Origin of the sequence: Agrobacterium sp. 22094 (genome assembly GCF_052046015.1) — a bacterium.
Lineage (GTDB): Bacteria > Pseudomonadota > Alphaproteobacteria > Rhizobiales > Rhizobiaceae > Agrobacterium > Agrobacterium cavarae.
Genome location: NZ_JBQEPX010000001.1, coordinates 2,463,946 through 2,478,609 on the forward strand (window position 1 = coordinate 2,463,946; position 14,664 = coordinate 2,478,609).

A 14,664-nucleotide genomic window follows, 5' to 3' on the forward strand; every position below is an offset into this window, starting at 1 on the left:
TATCCAGCCTTCGGAGAGGTTTTGGTTTGAGTATGAACCCTGCAATCGAGCTCGTGGGCATCGACAAGTCGTTCGGTGCCGTTCACGCCAATAAAAATATCAATCTGACCGTTGCCAAGGGGACGATCCACGGCATCATCGGGGAAAACGGTGCCGGCAAGTCGACCCTGATGTCGATCCTTTATGGCTTCTATCAGGCCGATTCCGGTGAAATCCGGGTCAACGGCAACCCCGTTACCATCAAGGACAGCCAGGCTGCCATCGACGCCGGTATCGGCATGGTGCACCAGCACTTCATGCTGGTCGAAAATTTTTCCGTGCTGGAAAATGTCATGCTCGGTGCGGAGGGCGGCGCTCTTCTGTCCAAGGGCACGGCGGCCACCCGCAAGGAATTGAAGCGCCTTGAGGATGAGTATGGCCTCGAGGTCAATCCGGATGCGATCATCGAGGATCTGCCGGTCGGACTGCAGCAGCGCGTGGAAATCCTTAAAGCCATGTATCGCGGCGCGGAAATCCTGATCCTCGACGAGCCCACCGGCGTCTTGACGCCTGCCGAAGCTGATCACCTGTTCAAGATTTTGAGCGTGTTGCGCGACCAGGGCAAGACGGTCATCCTCATCACCCACAAGCTGCGCGAAATCATGGCGATTACCGACGAGGTCTCTGTCATGCGCCGCGGCGAGATGGTGGCAACGCGCAAGACGTCGGAGACTACGGTGGAAGAACTGGCCGAGTTGATGGTCGGTCGCCGCGTTCTGCTGCGCGTCGAAAAGGGTGAGGCCAAGCCTGGCGAGGTTCTTTTTTCGGTTCGTAATCTGACGGTGAAGGACAGCCGTGGCGTGACCATGGTGGATAATGTTTCCTTCGACGTGCGCGCTGGCGAAATCGTCGGCATTGCGGGCGTTGCCGGAAACGGTCAGTCCGAACTCCTGGAAGCCATTGCCGGAATTCGCAAGCCGCATTCGGGTGAAATCCTGATCGGTGGCAAGCAGGTGGACAAGGTCGATCCGGCCATCTTGCGCCAACTCGGTCTGGCCCATATCCCGGAAGACCGCCACCATATGGGCCTGATCTTGAAGTTCGAGGAATATGAGAACTCGATCCTCGGCTACCATCGTGACGAACGCTATGGAAAAGGTCCGTTTCTCGATCCCGAAGCCATTCGCAAGGATGCGGTGGAAAAGATCGAGAAATACGATATCCGCCCGCCAAATGCCCGGCTGAAGACTGCCAATTTTTCCGGTGGCAACCAGCAGAAGATCGTCGTTGCGCGCGAAATCGAGCGCGACCCGAGCATGCTGATCATCGGCCAGCCAACCCGCGGCGTCGATATCGGTGCGATCGAGTTCATTCACCGCCGCATCATCGACATGCGCGATGCGGGCAAGGCCATCCTTCTGGTCTCCGTTGAACTGGATGAAATCCGCTCGCTCTCGGACCGCATTCTGGTTATGTTTGCCGGCCGGGTCGTTGGAGAAAAGACGGCGGAAGCCGAAGAACAGACGCTGGGCCTGATGATGGCCGGCATTGCCGCATAAGGCCACACACATGAGTACAGCTTCCGTTCCCCTGCCCGGTTGGATCACATACGGCCTTCTGCCGTTTTTGAACATTCTGACGGCCTTCTTCATCTCAGGCCTCGTCGTCTGGTCGATCGGCGAAGATCCCTTCGCAGCCCTTCGTCTCTTGATCGAAGGCGCGCTCGGTCGTGGCGACGCCATTGGGTTTACCCTGTTCTATACGACGAGCTTCATCTTCACCGGGCTTTCCGTCGCCGTCGCCTTCCATGCCGGGCTTTTCAATATCGGCTCGGAAGGACAGGCCTATATTGGTGGTCTGGGTGCGGCACTCGTGGCACTCACGCTCGACCGTTACGTTCCCTGGTATGTGACGATGCCTTTTGCGGTGATCGGTGCGGCTGTCTTCGGCGCTGCCTGGGCGTTCATTCCCGGCTGGCTGCAGGCCAAGCGTGGCAGCCACATCGTCATCACCACCATCATGTTCAACTTCATTGCCGCGGCATTGATGGTCTATCTGCTCGTCAACGTGCTGATCGTTCCGGGCAAGATGGCGCCGGAAACCCGCACATTTCTGCCGGGCGGACAGTTGCCGAAGCTCGACTGGCTGATGGCATTGTTCGGCCTCAAGCTCGGCCCCGCGCCCTTCAATGTGTCCTTCATCATCGCGCTCGTCATGGCGTTTCTGGTGTGGGTGCTGATCTGGCGTACCAAGCTTGGCTACGAGATTCGCGCTCTCGGTTTCAGCCCGCAAGCGGCTATCTATGCCGGTATGCCCTACTCGCGCACGGTCATCATCACCATGCTGATCTCCGGCGGTCTTGCCGGCATGATGGCGTTGAACCCGGTCATGGGGGCGTCAGCCCGTCTTCAGGTGGAGTTCGTGGCCGGTGCCGGCTTCGTCGGGATTGCCGTCTCGCTGATGGGCAGAAGCCATCCGCTTGGCATCGTCTTTGCGGCGTTGCTCTTCGGTATCCTCTACCAGGGCGGCGCGGATCTCTCGTTTGAAATGCCCAATATCACCCGCGAGATGATCGTCGTCATCCAGGGTCTGGTGATCCTGTTTGCCGGTGCCCTTGAATTTATGTATCGCCCCGCGCTTGTGCGCATCTACCAGAATTTCGTGAAGAGGTAAGGCCATGGAAAGCTTCGACATGCTGGTCAGCATTCTCGGTTCGACCGTCCGCCTGACCATTCCGCTTCTGTTTACCGCCCTTGCGGGGCTATTCTCCGAACGCGCCGGCGTGTTCGATATCGGTCTTGAAGGCAAGATGCTGGCTGCCGCCTTCGCATCCGCCTGCGTTGCCTATCTGACCAAAGACCCCTGGGCTGGCCTTGCTGCCGGTATCGGTATCTCGATCTTCTTCTCGCTGGTGCATGGCTTTGCCGTCATCACCAATCGCGGCAACCAGATCGTCTCCGGCGTGGCGCTGAACTTCGTCGCCGCTGGCCTCACCGTCGTTCTGGGTCAAGCCTGGTTCGGCCAGGGCGGACGCACGCCGCAGATCACCGGAGAAGGCCGCTTCACGCCGATCATTCTGCCGGGTGTGGACATGATGCGTGAAGTGCCCTTCATCGGTCCCCTCTACGCCAATGTCATTTCCGGCAACAACATTCTGACCTATCTCGCCTTTCTGGCCGTGCCGATTTCCTGGTGGGTGCTTTACCGCACGCGCTTTGGCCTTCGTCTGCGCGCTGTCGGTGAGAACCCGGGTGCCGTGGATACGGCTGGCATTTCGGTGGCATGGATGCGCTTCCGCGCCGTCATCGTTGCCGGTTTCCTGTGCGGCTTCGCCGGTACCTATCTTGCCGTTGCGCAGTCGGCGGCCTTCATTGCCAACATGTCTGCCGGCAAGGGCTATATTGCACTTGCCGCTCTGATCTTCGCCAAGTGGAAGCCGGTTCCGGTCATGTTTGCCTGCCTTCTCTTCGGCTTCCTCGATGCGATGGCGAACTTCATGCAGGGCAAGGCGATCCCCGGCATCGGCGAAGTGCCGGTGCAGATCTTCCAGGCGCTGCCCTATATCCTCACCTGCATTCTGCTCGCCGGTTTCATCGGCGTCGCCAAGCCGCCAAAGGCCGGTGGTGTTGCCTACTCCAAGGAGCGTTGATCGATGCTGAACGAACCGACGACCCACGCGCTCTTCGAAGCCGCCCGTGAGGCCATGGGCTTTGCCCATGCGCCCTACTCGAAGTTCCCGGTGGGCGCTGCGATCCGTGCCGAAGATGGCAAGGTCTATAAGGGTGCCAATATCGAAAACCTGTCCTTCCCTCAGGGCTGGTGCGCGGAGCCTTCCGCCATCAGCGCCATGGTGATGGGCGGCGCGAGAGAGATCAAGGAGATCGCGGTCATCGCAGAAAAGCTGGCGCTCTGCCCCCCTTGCGGCGGCTGCCGCCAGAAGATTGCAGAGTTCGCAAGCGCTGAAACGAAGGTCTATCTCTGTGACGAGAGCGGCGTGCAGAAGGTGATGACCATGGACGAACTTCTGCCCTTCAGCTTCAAGACCGAGTTGTAAGATGGATCACGCGATCATCGACGTTTTGGTGGAACGGCTGAATGGGCTTGTTCCCCGCACAGCCATCGTGCTCGGCTCCGGCCTCGGCGTGCTGGTGGATGAGGTCGTAGACCCGATCCGCATTCCCTATTCGGATATCCCAGGTTTTCCGGAAAGTGCCGTCTCCGGCCATGCCGGTGAAGTGGTGGCCGGGTATCTCGGCGGCCAGCCGGTCATCATGCTGTCCGGCCGTGTGCATTACTACGAAAAGGGCGACGCCTCGGCCATGCGCCCGGCGATCGAGGCGCTTGCAGGTATCGGCGTACAGTCGCTGATCCTCACCAATTCGGCAGGCTCGGTTCGCCAGGACATGCCGCCCGGCTCGGTGATGCAGATTACCGACCACATCAACTATTCCGGCATGAACCCGCTGATCGGCGAAGAGAGCGACAGGCGTTTCGTCGGCATGACCAGCGCTTACGATGCGGATCTGACGCTTGCCATGCGCAATGCGGCCATCCGTGCGACCGTGCCGCTGTTTTCCGGCGTCTACATGTGGTTTTCCGGCCCAAGCTTTGAAACACCGGCGGAAATTCGCATGGCGCGCACGCTCGGTGCCGATGCTGTGGGCATGTCCACCGTGCCCGAAGTGATCCTTGCGCGCTTTTTCGGGATGCGCGTTGCCGCAGCTTCCGTTATTACCAATTACGGTGCGGGCATGACCGGTGCCGAACTGAGCCATGACGAGACAAAGGACATGGCTCCGATCGGCGGTAAACGTCTTGCCGCTGTTTTAACGGAAATGATTTCGGGAGGAAACTAAGCATGGAACTTCAGCGCCCGCGCGAAGCAGCCAGCCTCGCTTTGTCCTTGCTGGACCTGACCAATCTGAAAGAGGATTGCACGCCCGAGCAAATCGCCAGCCTCTGCCAGAGAGCGCATACGCAGTTCGGCAATACGGCTGCCATCTGCATCTGGCCGCGTTTCGTCGCGCAGGCACGTGCGGCCTTCGGCAACAATCATTCGATCCGCATTGCCACCGTCGTGAATTTTCCATCGGGCGACCTGGATGTCGCGACCGTCGTTGGCGAAACCGAGCGCGCCATCCGCGATGGTGCCGACGAAATCGATCTCGTCATCCCCTATCGCAAATTCATCGCAGGCGATGAAGCGTCGGTCGCCGAGATGGTCGCGGCCGTTCGCAAGGCCTGCCCTGAACCTGTTCTGCTGAAAGTCATCCTCGAAACGGGCGAGTTGAAAGACAAGACTCTGATCCGCCGTGGCAGCGAAATTGCCATTGCCGAGGGGGCCGACTTCATCAAGACCTCCACCGGCAAGGTCGCGGTCAATGCGACGCTGGAAGCAGCCGACATCATGCTGCAGGCCATCCGCGACAGCAGGAAGAAGGTCGGCTTCAAGCCTGCGGGCGGGATTGGCACGGTTGCCGATGCGACGCTTTACCTGCGTCTGGCGGAAACCATCATGCAGCCCAATTGGGCCATGCCCTCCACCTTCCGCTTCGGTGCGTCCAGCCTGCTGGATGACGTCTTGACCGTGCTGGCGGGTGGCGAGCCGGCCAAAGCCGCCAGCGGATATTGATCTCCCATGCTTCCGCAGGAAATCATCCGCCGCAAGCGTGATGGCGAGACGCTTGCCGCAACCGATATTGCGGCCTTCATCGCCGCACTCTCCGACGGGTCGATTTCCGAAGGTCAGGCGGCGGCTTTCGCCATGGCGGTATACTTTCGCGGCATGACGCGCGAGGAGACGGTGGCGCTCACACTCGCCATGCGTGACAGCGGCGATGTGCTCTCCTGGGCCGATATTGGCAAGCCGATTTCCGACAAGCATTCGACCGGCGGTGTCGGCGACAATGTCTCGCTGATGCTCGCGCCGATCGTTGCGACCTGTGGGCTGGCGGTCCCGATGATATCTGGCCGTGGTCTTGGCCATACCGGCGGGACACTGGACAAGCTCGAAGCCATCCCCGGCTATGATGTGATGCCGAACGAGGCGCTGTTCCGCCGAACGGTCAAGGATGTTGGTTGCGCCATCATCGGCCAGACGGGGGATCTCGCGCCTGCGGACAAGCGGCTTTATGCCATCCGCGATGTGACGGCGACGGTGGATTCCATACCGCTCATCACCGCCTCCATTTTGTCGAAGAAGCTCGCAGCGGGTCTCGAGACGCTGGTGCTTGACGTAAAATTCGGCAGCGGCGCCTTCATGCTGACTGCCGAGGAAGCCGAACTGCTTGCTGCGGCCCTGGTGCAGGTCGCCAATGGTGCGGGCGTAAAAACGTCGGCGTTGATCACCGACATGAACGAGCCTCTTGCGGATGCGGCTGGTAATGCGCTCGAAATCGTTCACTGCCTGGATTTCCTGCAGGGTCGAAAAGGCGGCACGCGCATCGAGATGCTGGTGCTTGCTTTTGCGGCAGAGATGTTGGTGCAGGGCGGTGTGGTATCGACGCTGACCGACGCCGAGGCAATGGCGCGCGAGGCGCTCTCTTCCGGTCGCGCCATGGAGCGCTTTGCGCAGATGGTCAGCTCACTCGGCGGCCCCACCGACTTCATCGACCGGCCTCAACACTATCTGAAAGCCGCACCGCACGTCGTACCTGTTACAGCCCAGGCGAGTGGATGGCTTGCATCCTGCCAGGCGCGGGATGTGGGCATGGCGGTCGTCGAGCTTGGCGGGGGACGTCGTCACCCCAGCGACCGGATCGACCACCGCGTCGGTCTGTCGGACATCCTGCCGCTCGGCACGAAGGTGGAAGAAGGCCAGCCGATTGCGGTGGTGCATGCGGCAAGCCGTGAAGAAGCAGACCATATAGCTGCATCCGTACGAAGCTATTACGCAATCTCGGACGCACCTATTGCGTCCGCACCGGTCATCGTCAAGCGTCTGGCCTGAGAGCGGTCGGCATTCAATGCCGCCGCTCAATCATCGTCTCTTACAGGCCGAGCCCTTCGAACAGCGCGGTGGAAAGATACCGTTCCGCGAAGGACGGAATGATCACCACGATGGTCTTGCCAGCATTCTCCTCCCGCGCACCGACCTTGATGGCGGCAGCAAGCGCCGCGCCTGAGGAAATGCCAACCGGAACGCCTTCCAGCCGTGCCGCCAGGCGTGCGGTCTCGAAAGCATCGTCGTTGCTGACGGTAACGATCTCGTCGTAGATCTTGGTATCGAGAATGCTCGGCGCAAAACCCGCACCGATCCCCTGGATCTTGTGCGGACCGGGCGTGCCGCCGGACAGAACCGGACTGTCTGTGGGCTCGACGGCCACGACCTTGATATCTGGCTTGCGGCCCTTCAGCACCTGACCGACGCCCGTGATCGTCCCACCCGTGCCGATGCCGGACACAAAGATATCGACTGTGCCATTGGTGTCGTTCCAGATCTCCTCTGCCGTCGTCTTGCGGTGGATTTCCGGATTGGCGGGGTTTTCGAACTGCTGCGGGATGATGGCGTCGGGCAGCGTTTCTGCCAGTTCATGCGCCTTGGCAATCGCGCCCTTCATGCCCTTCGGGCCTTCGGTCAGAACCAGCTCGGCGCCGAGAAGCGCCAGCATCTTGCGGCGCTCGACCGACATGGTCTCTGGCATGGTGAGGATCAGCTTGTAGCCCTTGGCGGCAGCGGCGAAGGCCAGCGCAATGCCGGTATTGCCCGAGGTCGGTTCGACAAGCGTCGTCTTGCCGGGGGCGATCTTTCCTTGCGCTTCCAGCGACTCGATCATCGCCACGCCGATGCGATCCTTGACGGAGGCGATGGGGTTGAAGAATTCGAGCTTTGCCAGAAGCGTCGCGTGCACACCTTTTTCCTTCGCCAGCTTGTCCAGACGTACGAGCGGCGTGTCGCCGATCGTTTCGGTGATCGAGGAATAGATGCGTCCGCGTCCGGGTTTCTTCGCTTCCGACATGCCTGCTCTCCTGCCTTATGTCCTCATGCAATCGCGCGCAGGATAGGGCGATACTGGCAGGGAAGCCAGAGAACAAACGTGCTTATAGGGCGAGGTGCCTGGGATAGATCACCAATCTCAGGGCCTGACGTAGAAGACCGTTCTCAACTGGCGCGTGTTGCGATCATCGCCGCGGTTCCCGCCAGGATGCCTGCTGCGGTGCGGTTGAGGATCGTCAAGGCGCTTGGGCGCTTCAGCAATGCGCGGGCTTTGGAGGCCAGCAGAATATAGGGCAGCAATACCGCCATCAGAACGGTAAAGGTCAAGCCGATCAGAAGCGCATATTCGGGAAGGCCGATCCCGCGGATGTCGATCAGGGTCGGGACGAGCGCGACATAGAACAACATGGTCTTGGGATTGCCGAGCGTGATGAACAGACCGGACAGGAAGGACATGCCGATGCTGGTGCTTTTCTTCGCCTGCAAGTCCTGCGGCAGAAGCCCGGCGGTCCAAAGCTTCCAGGCGATGTAAAGCAGATAGGCGGCACCGGCGAATTTCAGCACCATGAAGGCTTCCTGAAAGGTCTGTGCGACGAAGGCAAGACCGAGGATGACCGCCGTCAGATAGACCATATCTCCCAGCACCAGACCAAGCCCCATGAAGAAGGTCTCGCGGAAACCCGAACCCAACGCGCGCGCAACGATCGCCGTCATTCCCGGGCCTGGAATGGCTGCAGCGATGAACAGGGCCATGGCGTAGGCAAGGATGGTGGTGATGGTCATGGACATGTCCCCTCGCGTCAGTCCGTCGAGACATACTCCAGAATTTGCCGCCTCACAACGTCGTGATGACTAGACACCGGTCGAGCCGAAGCCGCCCGCACCGCGCGTCGTCTTCGTGAACTCGCTGACCTCAGTAACCGTCACCTGCGTCACCGGGGCAATGACCATCTGGGCGATGCGCATGCCACGCTCGATGGTGAAATCCGCCTGCCCCAGATTGGCGAGAATGACCTTCACCTCACCGCGATAGTCGCTATCCACGGTGCCCGGCGAATTGAGGCAGGTGATGCCGTTCTTGATCGCAAGGCCGGAGCGCGGCCGGATCTGCGCCTCATAGCCGAAGGGGACTTCGAAGATGAAACCGGTCGGCACCAGTGCTCGCTCACCGGGGCGGAGCGTCATCGTCTCGCCAGCCTCCACGGCAGCGCGAAGATCCATGCCGGCGGCGCCTGTCGTCTCGTAGGACGGCAGCTCGATGCCTTCACCATTGGGAAGACGGATGAGTTTCAGGGTGGGAGACGGGGCGTTTTGCGTGTTCATGCGGCATTAGTTTGCGCTCGCGGGGTCAAGGTCAATTGCAAAAGCGGGCTCGAAACGCTAGATAGCCCGCAATTCCACAGGATTTGTTAGATGGCCGAAACACTCGCCGAGGCGGTCTCCCGCCGCCGCACCTTTGCTATTATCGCGCACCCGGATGCGGGTAAGACGACGCTGACCGAGAAGCTCTTGCTGTTCGGCGGAGCGATTCAGCTTGCCGGTGAGGTGAAGGCCAAGAAGGACCGCATCCAGACCCGTTCGGACTGGATGAAGATCGAGCGCGAGCGCGGCATCTCCGTCGTGACCTCGGTCATGACCTTTGAATATAATGACCGCGTCTTCAACATTCTCGATACGCCCGGTCACGAGGACTTTGCCGACGACACCTACCGCACGCTGACGGCCGTGGACGCCGCCATCATGGTTATCGATGCCGCCAAGGGTATCGAGCCGCGCACGCTGAAGCTTTTCGAAGTCTGCCGCATGCGCGACATTCCGATCATCACCTTCATCAACAAGATGGACCGTGAGAGCCGCGACGCCTTCGAGATTCTCGATGAGGTGGAAGAAAAGCTGGCGCTCGACACCGCACCGATCACCTGGCCGGTCGGGCGTTCGAAGACCTTCTGTGGCGCTTACAATCTTGCCGAAAACACCTTCCGCGGCAACGACACACAGATCGATGGTCTGCCGGTCAACGGTCCGCAGGCGGTTGCCGACAGGCTGCCTGAAAACGAGCGGGATGCCTTTATTGAAGAAACGGAACTGGCCATGGAAGCCTGCCGTCCCTTCGATCGTCAGGCGTTTCTCGAAGGCCACATGACGCCGGTCTTCTTCGGCTCGGCGCTTCGCAACTTCGGTGTGCGCGATCTGATCAATGCGCTTGGCGATTTTGCCCCGCCGCCGCGCGATCAGGTAGCCGATACCCGCCTCGTCCATGCGGCGGAAGAAAAGATGACGGCCTTCGTCTTCAAGATCCAGGCCAATATGGACCCCAACCACCGCGACCGCATCGCCTTTGCCCGCATCTGCTCCGGCAAGCTGGAGCGCGGCATGAAGGCGCGCCTTGCGCGCACCGGCAAGCAGATGGGCCTCACCGCGCCGCAATTCTTCTTTGCCTCGCAACGCCAGCTGGCAGACACTGCCTATGCCGGAGACGTGGTGGGAATTCCCAACCACGGCACGCTGCGCATCGGCGATACGCTGACCGAAGGCGAGAACCTGGTCTTCCAGGGCGTGCCGAACTTCTCGCCGGAAATTCTGCGCCGTGTGCGGCTAGAGGACGCGATGAAGGCGAAGAAGCTGAAGGAAGCGCTGCAGCAGATGGCTGAAGAAGGCGTTGTGCAGCTGTTTTCGCCCGAAGACGGTTCGCCAGCCATCGTCGGCGTTGTCGGCGCACTGCAGCTCGACGTGTTGAAGGAACGACTGATGGGCGAATATGGCCTGCCGGTCTCCTTCGAAATGTCGCGCTTCTCCATCTGCCGCTGGATTTCGTCCGATCAGCCTGCGGAATTCGAGAAATTCCTGAACGTCAAGCGCGGCGATATCGCCCGCGACCTCGACGGCGATCCGGTGTTTCTGGCGCAGGATGCCTTCTCGCTGCGCTATGAAGCCGAGCGTTTTCCGGCCATCAAAATGGTCGCGATCAAGGAATATCACGTCGCCAAGGCGGCGTGATTGCACTTTGCTTACCAACGGTTGGAGCCATTTGAATTGGCGCATCGTGCTTATCCGAAAATCGATTTCGATTTTCGGGCCGATGCTGTAGTTTCCCGTTCCAACGGGAAACTGGTCTTTGCGCATGGCTCTGTCGAACAAGCATATTCTGCTCATCATTTCCGGTGGCATTGCCGCCTATAAGAGCCTCGATCTCATCCGCCGGCTGAAAGAGCGCGGCGCCAAGGTGACGCCGGTGATGACCAGGGGCGCGCAGGAGTTCGTCACGCCGCTTGCCGTCGGGGCGCTTTCCGCCACGCATGTTTTCACCGAACTTTTCTCAAGGCAGGACGAGCAGGATGTCGGCCATATTCGGCTGGCACGCGATTGCGATCTCGTTCTGGTGGCACCCGCGACAGCCGATCTTCTGGCGAAGATGGCAAACGGGCTGGCGGACGATCTGGCCTCCACCGTTTTGCTGGCGACCGACCGACCTGTTCTGGTCGCGCCTGCGATGAACCCGAAAATGTGGGAGGCCAAGCCTACCAAGCGCAATATCGCGACGCTGAAGGGCGACGGCATCGCCTTTATTGGTCCCATGGCGGGCGAGATGGCAGAAAAGGGCGAGGCTGGTGTGGGCCGCATGGCCGAGGCCCTGCAGATCGCCGAAGCCGTCGAGCTCCTGCTGGACGATGCGCCGAAGCCGCTGAAGGGCAAGACGGCCATCGTGACTTCCGGTCCAACGCATGAGCCAATCGATCCCGTGCGATATATCGCCAACCGTTCATCCGGCCAGCAGGGCCACGCCATTGCTGCCGCCCTCGCAAAGCTTGGCGCTAAAGTGACGCTCGTTTCCGGTCCTGTGACGATCCCTGATCCGACTGGGGTGACGACCATCCATGTGGAGCGCGCCGAGGAAATGCGCGACGCCGTGCTTGGCAAGCTGCCGTCCGACATCGCCGTCTTCGTCGCTGCGGTTGCGGATTGGCGTGTCGCGAGCTCTTCGGAGCAAAAAATCAAGAAGCAACCCGGTGACGCCCCGCCAGCGCTGCAACTGACCGAGAACCCCGATATTCTCAAAACCGTCGGCCACCACGAAAAACGCCCTCGCCTCGTCATCGGCTTTGCGGCGGAAACGCAGAATGTCGAGGACAATGGACGCGCCAAGCTTCAACGCAAGGGCGCCGACATGATCGTGGCCAATGATGTTTCGCCGGAAACCGGCATCATGGGCGGCGCGCGCAACCAGGTGAAGATCATTTCTGCAAGCGGTGTCGATGCCTGGCCGGACATGTCCAAGACCGAGGTTGCCGAAAGGCTGGCGGCATTGATCGCAGAGAGATTGACATGAGCCTCTTCGAGCGGAAAACGTTTGATGCCACCCTTGGTGCCTGGCCGGGCGTTCGCTTTGTCGATCAGTGGGATTCGCATGTCGCCAAGGTCGGCGACAAGGTGTTTGCGGTGCTCGGCGAACGGGACGACTGGCGGCTTGTCGTCAAATGCTCGGAAGAAAGCTTCGAGATTTTGACGTCGCTGGAAGGCATTGCCCAGGCACCCTATTTCGCCAAACGCAAATGGGTGTCGATCAGCGATCATTCCCCGCTGGAAGGCGAAGAGCTTGAGCACTATCTGCACCGTTCCTACGAGCTCGTCGCGGCAGGACTGACAAAGAAGCTGCGCGCAGAACTCGGCATCGTGCTGGAGACGTGAGTCGGGCTCGGCTAACCCCTGCCGCGGCGTCATCCTCGCCCTTGAGGCGAGGATCCACGGCCAAAAGCAAGGCTCTCAGCCCTTAGGCACCGACCTGCGCAATCCAGTCATTGAGATTGTAGTAATTTGTCACGCGCGAGACCTTGCCATCCTTCAACTCAAAAAAGGCGCCAGCCGGCAGAACATAGGTCTGGCCGTTCGCTTCCGGCAGACCTTCATCCGTCGCCAGGTACTCGCCATTGACCACGAATTCGGCAGACGCGCGCTTGCCGTCTTCGCTGGCCATGATCACCATGTCGGTGAGGTTTTCCTTGTAGCAACGATTCATGTGCTGCATGAACGTCGCGAACACCTGCTTGCCGACCTGCCGCTCGCCCTGATTGATGTCGTGCACCACATCATCGGTCAGGAGAGCAAGAAAGGCATCCATATCCTGACGGTTGAAGGCATCGTAATAGGCGCGGATGGTTTCAATGGCGGGCATGATCGGTCTCCCTCAAGGCTTGCACAGCATTTCCATGACGGTATAACCAAGGAAAATGCAGGTGAACATGCCCATGACCGTCGAAATCCGTTCCCTTTCCGGCATTGATGCCGCACCTTTCTTCGACGATCTGTCTCGGTTGCGCATCACCATCTTTCGCGCCTTCCCCTATCTTTACGACGGATCGTTCGATTACGAGCACACCTATCTTTCGACCTATGCGAAGGCTGAGGGCGCGGTGTTCGTGCTCGCGATGCATGGCGAAAAGATCGTCGGCATGTCGACGGGCATGCCGATGATTGCGGAAACGGATGAGGTGAAGACACCTTTCCTTGCTGCCGGGTATGATCTCGAGAAAATCTTCTATTTCGGCGAGAGCGTGCTGTTGCCCGAGTATCGTGGCCATGGCCTAGGCGTGCGTTTCTTCGAGGAGCGCGAAGCGCATGCAAATCGCCTCGGCGGTTTCGAGTGGTGCACCTTCTGTGCCGTCGAGCGTCCGACTGACCATCCCCGACGTCCCGCCGATTATGTGCCGTTGAACGACTTCTGGGCAAAGCGTGGTTACACCCATCACCCGGAGCTTCACACCGCCTTCACGTGGCAGGATCTGGATGAAGATGCAGAGAGCCCGAAACCTCTCTCCTTCTGGATGAAGAGGATTGCCGCATGACCCGGCTTGCCGCCTGCCAATATGCAATCGAGCTGATCGAGACCTGGGAGGACTATGCCAAGCATCTTGCTGCGATCGTAGCCGAGGCGAAGGCAAAGGGCGCGGAACTGCTTCTGCTGCCGGAATATTCCGCCATGGCGCTGACCGGGCAATTGCCGAAAGATGTGCGCTCCGATCTGCACGGCTCGATCGAGGCGATGCAAAGCCTGATCCCCTCCTGGGTAGAGCTCTGCGAAGAACTGGCGCGTGAGCATCAGATCCTGTTTCAGCCAGGCAGCGCGCCGGTGAAAGATGCCGATGGCAAGTTCCGCAATCGTGCCTGGCTGTTTGGTCCCGACGGGCTGATCGGCTATCAGGACAAGCAGATCATGACGCGTTTCGAGCGCGAGCAATGGTTTATCGATGCGGGCGTGGACGGTCTAAAAGCCTTCGACACCCCTATCGGCAAGCTCGGTATTCTCATCTGTTACGACAACGAATTCCCGATGCTGGGCCGCAGGCTGGCGGAGATGGGCGTGGAACTGGTGCTGGCGCCGAGCTGCACGGACACGCTGGCAGGCTCCTACCGGGTGCGGATCGGCGCACAGGCGCGCGCCCTGGAAAATCAGTTTGCCGTGCTTTCCTCCCCCACGGCCGGAGACGCGCCATGGTCGCCAGCGGTCGATGAAAATCGTGGACGTGCCGCCCTTTACGTTCCCTCCGACTACGGCATGCCGGCCAATGGCATCGTGGCGGAAAGCGACAGCGACGCGGTGAGTGAGAGCACGCTTCTGATCGTCGATATCGATCTTGCCGATGTGGCGCGTCTGCGCACGCAAGGACAGGTCGCGACGCGGCGGGACTGGAGCGAGCAGTTCCCCGGCTGAAAAGCCGATTTCGCCGCCGCTTGCCGCCATAGAACAGCTTCCA

General features: G+C 60.2%; 16 protein-coding genes. 12 read left to right on the plus strand and 4 right to left on the minus strand.

Annotated features, from left to right (window positions below):
* Positions 1 to 32: 32 nt before the first annotated feature.
* From ACTJK5_RS12035 to deoA, 7 genes are read left to right on the plus strand one after another with little or no spacing between them, the layout of a single operon-like run.
* The gene (locus ACTJK5_RS12035; RefSeq protein ID WP_111850193.1) at positions 33 to 1,538 is read left to right on the plus strand and encodes an ABC transporter ATP-binding protein; all 1,506 of its coding nucleotides are present in this window, start codon (positions 33 to 35) and stop codon (positions 1,536 to 1,538) included.
* A gap of 10 nt (positions 1,539 to 1,548) precedes the next feature.
* Positions 1,549 to 2,652: an ABC transporter permease gene (locus ACTJK5_RS12040; protein WP_440612499.1), complete on the plus strand. Its 1,104-nt coding sequence runs from the start codon at positions 1,549 to 1,551 to the stop codon at positions 2,650 to 2,652.
* Between the two features lie 4 nt (positions 2,653 to 2,656).
* Positions 2,657 to 3,628, plus strand: coding sequence for an ABC transporter permease (locus tag ACTJK5_RS12045; RefSeq protein WP_062427203.1), 972 nt, complete (start codon positions 2,657 to 2,659; stop codon positions 3,626 to 3,628).
* A 3-nt stretch (positions 3,629 to 3,631) separates the two neighbouring features.
* Positions 3,632 to 4,033: a cytidine deaminase gene (locus tag ACTJK5_RS12050; protein ID WP_062427204.1), complete on the plus strand. Its 402-nt coding sequence runs from the start codon at positions 3,632 to 3,634 to the stop codon at positions 4,031 to 4,033.
* A gap of 1 nt (position 4,034) precedes the next feature.
* Positions 4,035 to 4,835 (plus strand): purine-nucleoside phosphorylase, encoded by an 801-nt coding sequence (locus tag ACTJK5_RS12055; RefSeq protein WP_113227285.1) that lies wholly within the window; start codon positions 4,035 to 4,037, stop codon positions 4,833 to 4,835.
* Positions 4,836 to 4,837: 2 nt separating this feature from the next.
* A complete protein-coding gene (gene deoC, locus ACTJK5_RS12060; RefSeq protein ID WP_062427206.1) occupies positions 4,838 to 5,611 on the plus strand; it encodes a deoxyribose-phosphate aldolase in 774 nt (257 codons plus the stop codon).
* A 6-nt stretch (positions 5,612 to 5,617) separates the two neighbouring features.
* Positions 5,618 to 6,928 (plus strand): thymidine phosphorylase, encoded by a 1,311-nt coding sequence (deoA, locus tag ACTJK5_RS12065; RefSeq protein ID WP_440612500.1) that lies wholly within the window; start codon positions 5,618 to 5,620, stop codon positions 6,926 to 6,928.
* Between the two features lie 40 nt (positions 6,929 to 6,968).
* Here the strand turns inward: deoA and cysK are convergent, their stop codons facing one another.
* From cysK to dut, 3 genes are all read right to left on the minus strand, one after another.
* On the minus strand, positions 6,969 to 7,937 hold the full coding sequence (cysK, locus tag ACTJK5_RS12070; RefSeq protein WP_062443198.1) for a cysteine synthase A: 969 nt from the start codon (positions 7,935 to 7,937) through the stop codon (positions 6,969 to 6,971).
* A gap of 143 nt (positions 7,938 to 8,080) precedes the next feature.
* Positions 8,081 to 8,698 (minus strand): LysE family translocator, encoded by a 618-nt coding sequence (locus ACTJK5_RS12075; protein WP_062599623.1) that lies wholly within the window; start codon positions 8,696 to 8,698, stop codon positions 8,081 to 8,083.
* Positions 8,699 to 8,767: 69 nt separating this feature from the next.
* Positions 8,768 to 9,238 (minus strand): dUTP diphosphatase, encoded by a 471-nt coding sequence (gene dut / locus ACTJK5_RS12080; protein ID WP_440612501.1) that lies wholly within the window; start codon positions 9,236 to 9,238, stop codon positions 8,768 to 8,770.
* Positions 9,239 to 9,328: 90 nt separating this feature from the next.
* Between dut and ACTJK5_RS12085 the strand changes: the two genes are divergently transcribed.
* The 3 genes from ACTJK5_RS12085 to ACTJK5_RS12095 all read left to right on the plus strand — a co-directional run bounded on the left by ACTJK5_RS12085 (position 9,329) and on the right by ACTJK5_RS12095 (position 12,601).
* Positions 9,329 to 10,912 (plus strand): peptide chain release factor 3, encoded by a 1,584-nt coding sequence (locus ACTJK5_RS12085; protein WP_062599134.1) that lies wholly within the window; start codon positions 9,329 to 9,331, stop codon positions 10,910 to 10,912.
* 124 nt (positions 10,913 to 11,036) lie between these two features.
* Positions 11,037 to 12,242, plus strand: coding sequence for a bifunctional phosphopantothenoylcysteine decarboxylase/phosphopantothenate--cysteine ligase CoaBC (gene coaBC / locus ACTJK5_RS12090; RefSeq protein WP_440612502.1), 1,206 nt, complete (start codon positions 11,037 to 11,039; stop codon positions 12,240 to 12,242).
* The gene (locus ACTJK5_RS12095) at positions 12,239 to 12,601 is read left to right on the plus strand and encodes an MmcQ/YjbR family DNA-binding protein (protein WP_440612503.1); all 363 of its coding nucleotides are present in this window, start codon (positions 12,239 to 12,241) and stop codon (positions 12,599 to 12,601) included. Before coaBC ends, ACTJK5_RS12095 begins: the two co-directional genes overlap by 4 nt.
* 82 nt (positions 12,602 to 12,683) lie before the next feature.
* Here ACTJK5_RS12095 and ACTJK5_RS12100 read toward each other — a convergent pair whose 3' ends face one another.
* A complete protein-coding gene (locus tag ACTJK5_RS12100; protein ID WP_440612504.1) occupies positions 12,684 to 13,085 on the minus strand; it encodes a ketosteroid isomerase-related protein in 402 nt (133 codons plus the stop codon).
* 73 nt (positions 13,086 to 13,158) lie between these two features.
* Between ACTJK5_RS12100 and ACTJK5_RS12105 the strand changes: the two genes are divergently transcribed.
* Both ACTJK5_RS12105 and ACTJK5_RS12110 read left to right on the plus strand, forming a co-directional pair.
* Entirely contained in the window at positions 13,159 to 13,755 is a 597-nt protein-coding gene (locus ACTJK5_RS12105; RefSeq protein WP_440612505.1) for a GNAT family N-acetyltransferase, read from the plus strand.
* Positions 13,752 to 14,621, plus strand: coding sequence for a carbon-nitrogen hydrolase family protein (locus ACTJK5_RS12110; protein WP_440612506.1), 870 nt, complete (start codon positions 13,752 to 13,754; stop codon positions 14,619 to 14,621). The genes ACTJK5_RS12105 and ACTJK5_RS12110 overlap by 4 nt, the downstream gene beginning before the upstream one ends.
* Positions 14,622 to 14,664 lie beyond the last annotated feature (43 nt).

Coding starts and splice junctions, on each gene's coding strand:
- ACTJK5_RS12035 (WP_111850193.1), top strand. CDS start 33: ATGAACCCTGCAATCGAGCTCGTGGGCATCGACAAGTCGTTCGGTGCC.
- ACTJK5_RS12040 (WP_440612499.1), top strand. CDS start 1,549: ATGAGTACAGCTTCCGTTCCCCTGCCCGGTTGGATCACATACGGCCTT.
- ACTJK5_RS12045 (WP_062427203.1), top strand. CDS start 2,657: ATGGAAAGCTTCGACATGCTGGTCAGCATTCTCGGTTCGACCGTCCGC.
- ACTJK5_RS12050 (WP_062427204.1), top strand. CDS start 3,632: ATGCTGAACGAACCGACGACCCACGCGCTCTTCGAAGCCGCCCGTGAG.
- ACTJK5_RS12055 (WP_113227285.1), top strand. CDS start 4,035: ATGGATCACGCGATCATCGACGTTTTGGTGGAACGGCTGAATGGGCTT.
- deoC (WP_062427206.1), top strand. CDS start 4,838: ATGGAACTTCAGCGCCCGCGCGAAGCAGCCAGCCTCGCTTTGTCCTTG.
- deoA (WP_440612500.1), top strand. CDS start 5,618: ATGCTTCCGCAGGAAATCATCCGCCGCAAGCGTGATGGCGAGACGCTT.
- cysK (WP_062443198.1), bottom strand. CDS start 7,937: ATGTCGGAAGCGAAGAAACCCGGACGCGGACGCATCTATTCCTCGATC.
- ACTJK5_RS12075 (WP_062599623.1), bottom strand. CDS start 8,698: ATGACCATCACCACCATCCTTGCCTACGCCATGGCCCTGTTCATCGCT.
- dut (WP_440612501.1), bottom strand. CDS start 9,238: ATGAACACGCAAAACGCCCCGTCTCCCACCCTGAAACTCATCCGTCTT.
- ACTJK5_RS12085 (WP_062599134.1), top strand. CDS start 9,329: ATGGCCGAAACACTCGCCGAGGCGGTCTCCCGCCGCCGCACCTTTGCT.
- coaBC (WP_440612502.1), top strand. CDS start 11,037: ATGGCTCTGTCGAACAAGCATATTCTGCTCATCATTTCCGGTGGCATT.
- ACTJK5_RS12095 (WP_440612503.1), top strand. CDS start 12,239: ATGAGCCTCTTCGAGCGGAAAACGTTTGATGCCACCCTTGGTGCCTGG.
- ACTJK5_RS12100 (WP_440612504.1), bottom strand. CDS start 13,085: ATGCCCGCCATTGAAACCATCCGCGCCTATTACGATGCCTTCAACCGT.
- ACTJK5_RS12105 (WP_440612505.1), top strand. CDS start 13,159: ATGACCGTCGAAATCCGTTCCCTTTCCGGCATTGATGCCGCACCTTTC.
- ACTJK5_RS12110 (WP_440612506.1), top strand. CDS start 13,752: ATGACCCGGCTTGCCGCCTGCCAATATGCAATCGAGCTGATCGAGACC.